This is a genomic window from Aquabacterium sp. UBA2148 (assembly GCF_002328915.1).
GTDB classification, from domain to species: Bacteria; Pseudomonadota; Gammaproteobacteria; order Burkholderiales; family Burkholderiaceae_C; genus Aquabacterium; species Aquabacterium parvum.
The window spans coordinates 4,629-6,491 of sequence record NZ_DCXA01000275.1; the positions used below are offsets into that span (position 1 = coordinate 4,629).

A 1,863-nucleotide genomic window follows, 5' to 3' on the forward strand; every position below is an offset into this window, starting at 1 on the left:
GGGCTCCATCCCCGCCGCGCTGGCGCGGCTGGACCCCTCAGGAGTTCGGGCCGACGACGTGGCCAAGTTGCTGCGAGGCGCTTACCTGTCACCGGTGCTGACGGCGCACCCAACGGAGGTGCAACGCAAGTCGATCCTGGATGCCGAGCGATCGGTGGCGGAACTGCTCACGAGGCTGGACCATGCCTCGGCGGACGGGGCTCGCGAAGTCGAACAAGCATTGCGCGCCCGTGTCACGCAGCTTTGGCAAACGCGCATGCTGCGCTACACCAAGCTCACGGTTGCCGATGAGATTGAAAATGCGCTGAGCTACTACCCGCTGACCTTCCTGCGGGAGATCCCGCGCCTGTACGAGCAAATCGAAGCCGCCCTGCCCGACCGAAACATCGCCCCCTTCCTGCGCATGGGTCACTGGATCGGCGGTGACCGCGACGGCAACCCCAACGTCACGGCAGAGACCATGCGCCTGGCCCTGTCCCGTCAAAGCGAAGTGGCCCTGCGCCACTACCTGCGCGAGATCCACGAACTGGGCGCAGAGCTGTCGATGTCAGGGCACCTGATCCAGGTCACACCAGAGATGCGCGCCTTGGCCGATCGCTCGCCCGACCACAACCCGCACCGCAGCGACGAGCCCTATCGCCGCGCCCTCACTGGCGTCTACGCCCGCTTGGCCGCCACGCTGCAAGAGCTGACGGGCACCGAGGCCTTGCGCCACGCCGTGGCGCCCGAAGCCCCTTACCTGCAAGCCGAAGACTTCCTGGACGACTTGCAAACCGTGGACGCCTCGCTGCGCGCCCACCACGCATCGGCCATCGCGGACCTTCGCGTTCGCCCCCTGGTGCGCGCCGTGCAGGTTTTCGGCTTTCACCTGGCCACGCTCGATCTGCGCCAGAGCTCGGACCAGCATGAGCTCGTGATCGCCGAGCTGCTGGCCAAGGCCGAGGTCGAGCCAGATTACCCGGGCCTGGACGAAGATGCCAAACAGGCCCTGCTGCGGCGCCTGCTCAATGAGGCTCGCCCGCTGCGTGTTCACCAGACGGTCTACTCCGACCTGGCTCAAGGTGAGCTGGCCATCTTCGAGACCGCTGCCCAAGCCCGCCGCCGCTATGGCCCACAAGCCTTGCGCCACTGCATCATTTCGCACACCGAAACCGTCAGCGACCTGCTGGAGGTTCTGCTCCTGCAAAAGGAATGCGGCCTGATGCATGGGACCTTGCACAGCCATGACGCCAAGGTCGAGCTCATCGTGGTGCCCTTGTTCGAAACCATCGCCGACCTGCGTCACGCAGAGGGCATCATGCGCGGCTTTTACGCGGTACCTGGCATCGCTGAGCTCGTCCAGCGCTCGGGGGGCGAGCAGGACATCATGCTGGGCTACAGCGACAGCAACAAGGATGGTGGCTATTTCACCAGCAACTGGGAGCTCTACCAGGCTGAGATCAGGCTGGTTTCCCTGTTTGACCAGCTGCAAAACCACCATGGCATCCGGCTGCGCCTGTTCCACGGGCGAGGCGGCACCGTGGGGCGTGGAGGCGGCCCATCACACCAGGCCATCCTTGCCCAGCCCCCGGGCACGGTGAACGGACAGATCCGGCTGACCGAACAAGGCGAGGTCATCGCCTCCAAGTACGCCAACCCCGACATCGGGCGGCGCAACCTCGAAACCCTGGTTGCGGCCATGCTGGAGGCCAGCCTGCTCAAACCCCCTCGCCCCGTGCCGAGCACCTTTCTGCAGGCAGCGCAATCCCTGTCAGAAGTCAGCATGGCCGCCTATCGCAAGCTGGTCTACGAGACCGACGGATTCACCGATTACTTCTTCTCGGCCACGCCCATCCGCGAGATCGCCGAGCTCAACATCGGCTC

At 65.3% G+C, this 1,863-nt stretch carries 1 protein-coding gene; it reads left to right on the top strand.

The window, feature by feature from the left end:
• Positions 1–1,863: phosphoenolpyruvate carboxylase (locus tag B2W70_RS15460; protein WP_286747021.1), on the top strand; the 1,863-nt coding region annotated here is incomplete at both ends.